Source organism: Neoroseomonas rubea, assembly GCF_016106015.1.
GTDB classification, from domain to species: Bacteria; Pseudomonadota; Alphaproteobacteria; order Acetobacterales; family Acetobacteraceae; genus Neoroseomonas; species Neoroseomonas rubea.
In genome coordinates this window covers 1-9,468 of record NZ_JACADQ010000149.1, presented here as the reverse complement: position 1 = coordinate 9,468, position 9,468 = coordinate 1, and the positions used below count along the sequence as shown (strand labels likewise).

The 9,468-nt window shown below is 68.0% G+C and carries 7 protein-coding genes and 1 pseudogene; 2 read left to right on the top strand and 6 right to left on the bottom strand.

Annotated features, from left to right (window positions below):
* Positions 1-67: 67 nt before the first annotated feature.
* The 6 genes and pseudogenes from HW577_RS14540 to HW577_RS14515 all read right to left on the bottom strand — a co-directional run.
* Positions 68-1,111 (bottom strand): C-terminal binding protein, encoded by a 1,044-nt coding sequence (locus tag HW577_RS14540; protein WP_198376868.1) that lies wholly within the window; start codon positions 1,109-1,111, stop codon positions 68-70.
* A gap of 25 nt (positions 1,112-1,136) precedes the next feature.
* Positions 1,137-2,036, bottom strand: a complete 900-nt coding sequence (locus HW577_RS14535) for a carbohydrate ABC transporter permease (protein WP_198376866.1) — start codon at positions 2,034-2,036, stop codon at positions 1,137-1,139.
* A 10-nt stretch (positions 2,037-2,046) separates the two neighbouring features.
* Positions 2,047-3,000, bottom strand: coding sequence for a carbohydrate ABC transporter permease (locus HW577_RS14530; RefSeq protein WP_198376865.1), 954 nt, complete (start codon positions 2,998-3,000; stop codon positions 2,047-2,049).
* 58 nt (positions 3,001-3,058) lie between these two features.
* Positions 3,059-4,399, bottom strand: a complete 1,341-nt coding sequence (locus tag HW577_RS14525) for an ABC transporter substrate-binding protein (protein WP_198376864.1) — start codon at positions 4,397-4,399, stop codon at positions 3,059-3,061.
* Between the two features lie 35 nt (positions 4,400-4,434).
* Complete coding sequence (locus HW577_RS14520) at positions 4,435-5,481, bottom strand: ABC transporter ATP-binding protein (RefSeq protein ID WP_198376862.1); 1,047 nt, start codon at positions 5,479-5,481, stop codon at positions 4,435-4,437.
* 27 nt (positions 5,482-5,508) lie between these two features.
* Positions 5,509-7,158 (bottom strand): annotated as a pseudogene (locus tag HW577_RS14515) (thiamine pyrophosphate-requiring protein); the annotation flags it as partial.
* A gap of 165 nt (positions 7,159-7,323) precedes the next feature.
* Between HW577_RS14515 and HW577_RS14510 the strand changes: the two are divergent.
* Positions 7,324-7,800, top strand: a complete 477-nt coding sequence (locus HW577_RS14510) for a tripartite tricarboxylate transporter TctB family protein (RefSeq protein ID WP_198376860.1) — start codon at positions 7,324-7,326, stop codon at positions 7,798-7,800.
* Between the two features lie 4 nt (positions 7,801-7,804).
* A complete protein-coding gene (locus HW577_RS14505) occupies positions 7,805-9,301 on the top strand; it encodes a tripartite tricarboxylate transporter permease (protein ID WP_198376858.1) in 1,497 nt (498 codons plus the stop codon).
* Positions 9,302-9,468: the final 167 nt, after the last annotated feature.

The following is a 9,468-nucleotide window of genomic DNA, read 5'->3' as shown; positions in this document are numbered from 1 at the left end:
GAGAAGAGATGCTTGGGGGCGCGGCGGGGGGGGGGGGGGAGAAGTTCCCTTCTCCCCCCCCCGCCAATCACGAATTCGGCCCGCGTTCCATCGCATAGGGCTGCCACCGCCGCAGCCCGGACCCGGCCAGCACGGTCGGATTTACGCAGGACATCGGCCACTTGCCCTGCAGCGTCAGGGCGAGTTCCTGCCCCACGCGCCGCTTGCGCGCCGGATCGAAGCGGGAGGAGGCGGAGGCGTTGTGCGGCGACAGGATGACGTGCGGCATCCGGTGCAGCGGGTTGTCCTGCCGCGTCGGCTCGATCTCGAACACGTCGAGCCCGGCGCCGGCGATCCACTTCTCATCGAGCGCCTTGATCAGGGCCGCCTCGTTCACCGTGGGGCCGCGGCCGGTGGTGATGAAGATCGCGTTCTTCTTCATCTGCCGGAAGTGGTGTTCCTTGAGGAAGCCGCGCGTCTCCGGCGTGTCGGGCAGGTGCATCGAGACGAAGTCCGCGGTGGAGAGCACCTCGCTCAGCGACGCGGGCTCGACGCCGAGGGCGGAGAGTGTCAGCTCCTCGACATAAGGGTCGAAGGCCTTCATGTGCAACCCGAAGGCCTTCGCGCGCCGGGCGGTGGCGCGCGCGACGCGCCCAAAGCCGATGAAGCCGAGCGTCTGGCCCATCAGGCGGGGGATCTGCAGCAGTTGCGGCCGGCCTTCCGCCCAGCGGCCTTCGCGCACCATGCGGTCCTGCTCGATGCAGCGGCGGTGCGTGGCCAGCAGCAGCATCATCGCGTGGTCGGCGACTTCCTCGATGAAGGTGTCGGGGCAGTTGGTGACGGGAATCCCATTCGCCGTGGCGGCCGCGACGTCCACATAGTCCACGCCGACGGTCCCGAGCGCGATGTGGCGGCACTTCGTCAGCGCGTTGATCATCGCGGCGGTGAACTTCATGCCCTTGGCATAGACGGCATCCGCCGTGGGGGCCGCGGCGATGAAGCCTTCCTCGGTCGCGGGGCATTCGGCGATCGTGGCGCCGAGGCCCTGCAGCGCCTCCATCTCGTATTCGTAGCCGCCGCCGGCGGTGGTGAAGGAAGCGCCGGCGGGCGTCAGGATGGTGTAGGTCGCCAAGGGTGGTTCTCCTGTTGCGGGAGCCTCACTCCTTCACCGCGCCGGTGAGGGAGGAGACGTAGTAGTCGACGAAGAAGGAATAGAAGATCGCGACCGGCAGCGAGCCGAGCAGGGAGCCCGCCATCAGCGCGCCCCACTGGTAGACGTCGCCGGTGACGAGTTCGGTCAGGATGGCGACCGGCACCGTCTTGTTCTCGCTGCTCTGGATGAAGGCGAGCGCGTAGATGAACTCGTTCCAGGACAGGGTGAAGGAGAAGATGCCCGCGCTGATCAGCCCCGGGACGGCGAGCGGCAGGGTGATCTGCCGCAGGATCTGCAGGCGCGTCGCGCCGTCGATGAGCGCGCATTCCTCGAGTTCGAACGGGATCGACTTGAAGTAGCCGATCAGCAGCCAGGTGCAGAACGGAATGAGGAAGGTTGGATAGACGAGGATGAGCGCCAGCGGCGTGTCGAAGAGCCCGAGCTGGAACACCATGGTCGCCAGCGGGATGAACAGGATCGAGGGCGGCACAAGGTAGGCCAGGTAGATGCCCAGGCCGACATACTGGCTGCCCTTGAAGCGCAGCCGCTGGATGGCATAGGCGGCGAGCGTCGAGGACAGCAGCGACAGGAAGGTGGCGCAGACCGAGACGATCATCGTCGTCATCAGCCAGCGCGGATAGGCGGTGCCGAACAGCAGCAGGCGGATGTGGTCCAGCGTCGGCGAGGTGATCCAGAACGGGTTGTGCGTGTTGTAGTCGTACAGCTCGGCGTTCGGCTTGAAGGCCGTGATCGTCATCCAATAGAACGGGAACAGCAGGATGATGAGGAAGCAGGCCAGCGGCACGTAGATGGTCACCATCCGCCGCGACCTGCTGTCCCAGGTCATGGTCTCCGGCTGCGCGGTGGCGGCGTTGGTCTGCGGGGCTTCTGTGCTCGCGCTCATGGCTGACCCCTCAATCGTTGGACTCGCCCTGCTGCCACTTCCGGCGCGCCAGGGCGAAGTAGGAGAACAGGGTCGCGAAGACCAGGAAGGGGATCATCGACACCGCGATCGCGGCACCCTCCCCCAGCTGCCCGCCCGGGATGCCGCGCTGGAAGGCGAGCGTCGCGAGCAGATGCGTCGAGTTCACAGGCCCGCCGCGGGTGATGGCGTAGACCAGCTGGAAGTCCGTGAAGGTGAAGATGATGCTGAACGTCATCACGATCGCCAGGATCGGCAGCAGCATCGGGAAGGTGATGTAGCGGAAGCGCTGCCAGCCGGTGGATCCATCCAGCAGCGCCGCCTCGTACAGGCTGGGCGAGATGGTCTGCAGCCCCGCCAGCAGCGAGATCGCGACGAAGGGAATGCCGCGCCAGATGTTGGCGCCGATCAGCGACCACCGTGCCGGCCAGGCGGTGTTGATGAAGTCGATGTTGGTCTCGCGCAACCCGAGTTCGATGAAGATCCAGGAGATGATCGAGAATTGCGGGTTGTAGATCCACCAGAAGGCGATCGCGGTCAGCACCGTTGGCACGATCCAGGGCAGCAGGATGATCGCCCGAAGCATGGACTTGAACGGCAGGTGGTTGTTCAGCAGCAGCGCCAGCCATAGCCCCAGGCCGAATTTCCCGATGGTCGCGATGCCCGTGTAGAACACGCTGAAGAAGACCGCGTTCCACCAGATCGGGTCCTCGAGCATGTACTCGAAGTTCTCGAGCCCGACCCAGCGCCCGGACCGCCCGATCGTGGTGTCGGTGAAGGCAAGCCAGATGCCCAGGCCCAGCGGATAGGTCAGGAAGACCATCAGCAGCCCGACCGCGGGCAGCATGCACATCACGACCAGGAAAGGCTTCCAGTCGAACAGCTTCGACAGCGCGGATTGCGCCTTGGCCTGGCGGACCCATGCTTGCTCGGCGGCGGCGGACATCGGCGATCCTCCCAGGAGGTCCGGCGGCGCCGATCGGGCGCCGCCGGTTCCGTTCACGTCAGCGGCGGAAGATGCGCCTCGCGCGGCGATCCGCTTCGCGCATCGCGGCTTCCGGAGTCGATTGGCCCGCCGCCACCGCGGCGAACATCTGCACCAGCACGTATTCCGCGTTGGCCTGGCCGGAGGCTTCCGAGATCGGCCCCTTGTAGCCATTCCAGAACTGGTTGTTCATGCTGTCGCGGAACAGCGCGATCTTCGGATCGCTGCTCCAGACCGAAGCATCCTTGTAGGCGTTGAGCGGCTGCGCCCAGTAGCCGAGGTTGGCATTCAGCCACGGCTCGTATTGCGGCTGCTCCATCAGGAAGGCCAGCAGCGCCTTGGATGCGTTGGGGAAGCGGCTGTGCCTGAACACCATGGCGTTGAGCGTGAGCGGCGCGCTCGGCCAGGAGGACGCGACGCCGAGCGGCATGACCGAATGCTCGGTGTCGTCGGCGATGGCGCGCGTCGCCGGGTCGTTCTTCAGCGCGAAGTACAGCGACACGCCGTTCGAGGTGACGAAGAGCGAATTCGCCGCATACGCTTGGTTGTTCGAGATGTCGCCCCAGGAGATGGTGCCGCCGTCGACGAAGGTCGGATACAGCTCCTTCAGGTAGTTCAGCGCCGCCAGCGTCTGCGGGCTGCTGACCGAGACCGCGCCGGCCTCGTCCGTGATGGACGCGCCATGCGACCACATCAGCCAGTTGGCGAAGCCGTTGCCGTCGCCTACCGCGTTGCCCAGCGCGAAGCCCGAGGGCTTGCCGGCCTGGCGCAGCTTCTTGCACATCTCGAGGAAGCCCGGCAGGTCGTTGGGCGGCGTCTGGTAGCCCACTTGGTTGACCGCGGACTTGCGCCACACCAGCGGCCCGGCGGTGCCGCCGAAGGGCAGGCCTATCCAGTTGTTGGTGCCGTGCCGCTTGCCGAGCTTGTTGCCCACGAACATCCAGCCGCCGTACTTGCGGCCGAGGTATTCGGCGATGTCGCTCACCTCGACCAGCTTGTCGGCGTAGATGTGCGGCGCATCGCCGAAGCCAACGATGATGTCGGGGCCGGCGCCGGTATTCGCCGTGACGGCGGTCTGCTGGTTGATGTCCTCCCAGCCCACGAAGTCGACGCGCACCTGCACGCCGGTCTGCTGCGTGAAGCGCGCGCAGTTGGCGCGGAACACCTCCTCGTCCGGGGCGACGAAGCGGACCGGGCGGAGCATGCGCAGCGTCGCGCCGTTCTCGATGGGCAGGGTCGGCGCCGCGACGCCGGAGGCCACCTGAACCTGGCTCTGCGCCAGCGCCTCGCCGCCCGCGGCGAGCGCCGCGGCGCCCGCGCCGGCGGCCAGGATGCTGCGCCGCGTGATGATGTTGGCCATGGTCGTTCCCTCTCCCTTGTTGTCGGCTCCGGTCCCTAGAGACGCTGCCCGGTCGCCTTGTCGAACAGGTGGATCAGCGCGGGGTCGGGGCTGACGCGCAGCACCTCCCCGTGGCGGGTCGTGATGCGCTCGCGGAAGGCGCCGAGAAGATGCGCGCCGCCCACATGCATCACCACCTGCGTCTCGGATCCGGTCGGCTCCAGCACGTTGACCACGCCCTCGAGCCCGTTCGGGTCGAGGCGCAGGTGTTCGGGCCGGATGCCGTAGACCACCTCCCCCGAGGAGGGCGCGCCGGCAGGCAGCGGCCAGGCGACGCCGCCCGGCCCCTGGAAGGCCCCGCCCTCGATGCGCCCCTCGATCATGTTCATCGCCGGGGATCCGATGAAGCCGGCCACGAACAGGTTCGCGGGGCGATCGTAGAGTTCGAGCGGGGCGCCGGCCTGCTCGATGCGGCCGTGGTTCATCACCACGATCAGGTCGGCCATGGTCATGGCCTCGATCTGGTCGTGCGTGACGTAGACGGTCGTGACCTTGAGCCGCTGGTGCAGCTCCTTGATCTCCGATCTCATCTGCACGCGCAGTTTGGCGTCGAGGTTGGACAGCGGCTCGTCGAAGAGAAACACCTGCGGATTGCGCACGATGGCGCGGCCCATCGCCACGCGCTGGCGCTGCCCGCCCGAAAGCTGGCGTGGGAAGCGGTGCAGCAAGTCGCCCAGGCCCAGGATCTTCGCGGCCTTCTGGACCTCCCGCTCCATCACCTCTTTCGGCGCGCCGGCCAGCTTCATGGAGAAGGCCATGTTCTGGAAGACGGTCATGTGCGGGTAGAGCGCGTAGTTCTGGAACACCATCGCGATGTCCCGGTCCTTGGGCGGGACATTGTTCACCACGCGGCCGCCGATCGCGATCTCGCCGCCCGTGATGTTCTCGAGGCCCGCGAGCATGCGCAGCAGCGTCGACTTGCCGCAGCCCGAAGGGCCGACGAGGACGACGAACTGCCCGTCCTCGATCGCGACGGAGACCCCGTGCAGGATCTTGGTGCTGCCGAAGTTCTTGTAGACTTGGCGGATATCGACCGTCGCCATGCAGCCTCCCCTGCCCTGTCCTCCCCGCTAGAGGCGGGAGACGGCGGTTTCCTTGGACGTGATGAACTCCAGCAGCGCCGGCGTGCCGTTCTTCGTCTGCTCGATGCCGCGCAGGATGGCGGGCACGATGTCGGCGACCTTCGTCACCCTCTCGCCATAGCCGCCGAAGGCGCGCGCCATGGCGGCATAGTCGCCGGAGATGTCGGTCGAGCGGTACTTCTCCGTGCTGACCGGCATGACCTTCAGCTCGATCGCCATGGAGAAGTTGTTCAGCAGGATGGACAAGATCGGGATGCGTTCGCGCACCGCGGTCTCGAAATCCATGCCCGTGAAGCCGATCGCGGCATCGCCCCAGACGTTGATGCAGAGCTTGTCCGGGGCGGCGAGCTTCGCCCCCATGGCGAGCCCGAGCCCGTAGCCGAGCTGCGTCGTCTTGCCCCAGCCGAGATAGGAGAGCGGCGTGCGCGCCACCCAGAAGGGCGAAAGTTGGTCGCGCGGCGAGCCCGCATCGTGGGTGATGATGGTGTTGTCCACATCGACCGTGCGCCACAGGTCGCGCAGCACGCGATAGGGGTTGAGAGGTTCGGCCTCGCTGTCGGTCTTGGCCGCCCAGGCCGCCAGCCATTCGGCGCGGTGCGCGGCGATCTCGGCCACGACCGGCCCCGCATCCCGCTTCGCCTTCACCCGCCCGGCGAGCTCCGCGAGCAGCGCATCGAGCGTCAGCGCCGCATCGCCGACCAGGCCGATCTCGCAGGCGACATCCTTGTTGAGATGGTCGGGGTCCAGCGTCGCGTGGACGATCTTCTTCCCCGCCGGCATCTTCACGCCGAAATTCGTCTCGGTGAAGGAACACCCGACGCCGAGGATCAGGTCGGCGGTGTCGAGGAAGTGCCGCACCGGCTTCGGGATGGCGAGGCCGCCCGAGCCCAGCGCGAGCGGATGATCCTCCGGGAAGGAGGACTTGCCGCCGAGGCTCGTCGTGACAGGCGCGGCCAGCAGTTCCGCCAACGCGCGCAGCTGCGGCCAGGCGCGCGCCCAATGAATGCCCGTCCCGGCATAGATCACGGGCCGCTTTGCCGCCGCCAGCGCATCCGCCGCCCGCGCCACATCGGCCGGATCGGGCCCGTAGCGCGTGGCGATGACGGGCGTATAGGCGAACGGCTCCGGCACCTCCTCGTTCCACATGTCGGTCGGGATCTCGACCAGCACCGGCCCGCCGCGGCCGTTGCGCAGCCTGGTGAAGGCGCGGCGGAGGATGTTCGGCACCTCGGCGGCCGAGGTGATCGGCTCGGCGCTTTTCGTGATGCCGCGCATCTGGACGGAGGAATTGAAGTTCGGGTCGATATGCGCGAGCCGGCGCGGATAGCCCATCGGCAGCACCAGCACGGGGATGCTCTCCCCGAAGCACTGGGCGACGCCGCCATAGGCGTTCTCCGACCCCGGCCCGTGCTGCATGCAGAAGGCCCCGATGGTCCGGCCTGAGGTGACGCGGCTGATCGCATCGGCCATGTGCAGGCCGATCCTTTCCTGCCGGACCATGATGGGGCGGATGTCGATCTCGGCGGCATGTTCGATCAGGTGGTTCACCGGATAGCCGGTGAGGATCGAGATGCCCTCGCGCTTCATGATCTCGGCGATCGCCGCGCCAAGCTTCATCGTGCTGTTTCCTCGTGGACGGTGCTCTGGCGGCCCGGTCTGCTATGGCAGCCTAGACACCCGCGCGCATCGGCGGCAACCCCTGTTCGCGCGCGCGCCGCCCCGAGGTTAAGGGCTGGCGCGCGACCCCGGTTCGGCTAGCCTTGCCCGGCGGCAACGACCGCGACAGGGAGGAGACGCGCGAGCATGCATCTGTCGGACCGCGTGACGGGGCTGTTCCTGGCACTGCTTGGCGCGCTCGCCTTCTGGGGCGGGTCGCGGCTTCCGGCGGTGCCGGGGCAGGATGTCGGGCCCGCTGCCTTCCCGATGGTGATCGGCGCCGGGCTCGTCCTGTGCGGCACGCTCATCGCGCTCGGCATCGGCCGCAGCTTCGAGGCCGCGGAACCGGAAGAGCAGCAGCCCTCCCGCGGCCTGGCGACGCATCTCGGCCCGGTCGCCGCCTTCATCCCGCCGGCGCTGCTCATTTTCTACGTGCTGGTCGCCGAGACGCTCGGCTTCCTGCCGACGGCGGCGATCATCCTGCTCGTCACCGCCCTTGCCCTCGGCGCGTCGGCGCGCCTCGCGATCGGCGTCGCGCTGCTGGGCCCGCCGTTCGTGCACCTGGTCTTCTACAAGCTGCTGCGCGTGCCGCTGCCCGCGGGCCTGCTGCCGGCGCCGTGGTAGGCCGATGACCGCCTTCATCGAAGCGATCGGCATGGTAGCGACGGCCGAGGTGCTGATCGCCATCCTCGTCTCCGCCGTCTACGGCATGGTGATCGGCGCCCTGCCCGGGCTGACCGCGACCATGGCGACGGCGCTGCTCGTGCCCGTCACGTTCTACCTCTCGCCGATCGCCGCGGTGGCGACGATCATCACCTCCTCGGCCATGGCGATCTTCTCGGGCGACATTCCCGGCTGCCTCATGCGCATCCCGGGCACGCCGGCCTCGGCCGCCTATACCGACGAGGCCTATGCGCTGACGCGCAAGGGGCGGGCGGAGGAAGCGCTCGGCGCCTCGCTCTGGTTCAGCGCGATCGGCGGCATCGTGGGCACGGTGGCGTTGATGGCGATCGCGCCCGCGCTGGCGGAGGTCGCGCTCTCCTTCTCGTCCTTCGAATACTTCTGGCTGTCCTTCCTTGGCCTGATGTGCGCGACGCTGGTCGCGCGGTCGTCGCCCATCAAGGCGGTCGCCGCGGCGTTGCTCGGGCTGCTCGTCGCCTGCGTCGGCATCGAGAATCCCGGCGGCGTGCCGCGCTTCACCTTCGGCATGACGGACCTGCTGGGGGGCATCGAGGCCCTGCCCGCCCTCGTCGGCGTATTCGCCGTCAGCGAGGTGATGCGCGCCATGACGACGGGCGGTCCGCCGCCCATCCCGCATCGGCGTCTCGGCTCGATCCTCGCCGGGCAATGGGCGCTGACGCGGCGCTACCAGAAGCAGATGTGGCGCGGCAACGTGATCGGCGTGCTGATCGGCGCGCTGCCCGGCGCGGGCGCGGACATGGCGGCGTGGGTCGCCTACGCCACGTCGAAGCGCTTTTCGGCCGAGAAGGAGAAGTTCGGCACCGGCCATCCGGAAGGCCTCGTGGAGTCGGGCGCGGCGAACAATTCGGCGCTCGCCGGCGGCTGGGTGCCGGCGCTGCTCTTCGGCATCCCGGGGGATACGATCACGGCGATCGCGATCGGCGTGCTCTACATGAAGGGCCTCAACCCAGGCCCGACGCTGTTCACCGAGAAGGCGAGCAGCATGTACGCGCTCTACATCGTCTTCCTGCTGGCGAACCTGCTCATGATCCCGCTCGGCATCGCGATGATCCGGGCCTCCCGCCACGTGCTGCGCGCGCCGCGGGCGGCGGCGATGCCGCTCATTCTCCTGCTCTGCGCCGTCGGCGCCTTCGCGATCGGCAACAACCCCTTCGCCATCGTCATCGTCGCCGTCTTCGGGATCGTCGGCTACATGATGGAGCGCAACGGCTATCCCGTCGCGGCCCTCGTGCTCGGTATCGTCATGGGCACCATGGTCGAGCAGAACTTCGTCACATCCCTGATCAAGTCGGACGGCGACATCCTGCCCTTCTTCGAACGGCCGGTTTCCTCGCTGCTCGCGGCGCTGACCATCGCGGCGCTGGCCTGGCCGGCCTTGGTCTGGATCCTGCGTCGCTTGCGGCGCGCCGAACCGGCGCGATAGCGTCGGCCCACCAACGCCTGAGGGAGGAAAACCGAATGACCCAGTTCACTCGCCGCGGCACGCTCGCCGCCGGCGCCCTCGCGGGGCTCGCCCCGCTCGCGCGCCCGGCGCTCGGCCAGGGCCGCTATCCCGGGTTCGGAAGAGCACACACTTGAACTCCAGTCACT